Source organism: Candidatus Symbiothrix dinenymphae (assembly GCF_001431085.1).
Genome location: NZ_BBRU01000394.1, coordinates 1 through 457, shown reverse-complemented (window position 1 = coordinate 457; position 457 = coordinate 1). Strand labels below are relative to the sequence as shown.

General features: G+C 45.3%; 1 pseudogene. It reads right to left on the bottom strand.

What is annotated here, in order from left to right:
* A pseudogene (locus ASC50_RS04510) lies at window positions 1-457 on the bottom strand (SusC/RagA family TonB-linked outer membrane protein); the annotation flags it as partial.

Sequence of the window (457 nt, the reverse complement as noted above, 5' to 3'; positions counted from 1 at the left end):
TCTTGGCACCGCCTTGTTTTGTTTGCCGCATGATATATCCCAGCAAGGCATTCAGGCTGTGTTTGTCGTTCACCACAGTGTTGTATTCCGCAGCCGTTTCCAGATAAAATGAGGTACTGACGTTCTGGGTGGGCGGATCATAACCAAGGGTTTCATCGCCGCCGGTGGGATTTAAACGCTGCAGGATATAGGAATCGTCCACTAAATTATAGGTGCTTAAATTATAGAAAAACGGCTTGTATTGACGCGTTATCGTAAATTCCGAAAAACGGTTCATGTTCACCATAGCCCTGACTTTTAAGCCTTTGGTGAGCATGTCTAAGTTCTGTTTCACCTCAAACTGTGTGGAAGTGGTGTTGGTGCTGTAATCCTTATATCCTTTCAGCGATTCGGCATACGGGTTGATGTAATTGCCGCCCTCGTAATTTCCGAACAGGATATGTTTGGCGTACTCATA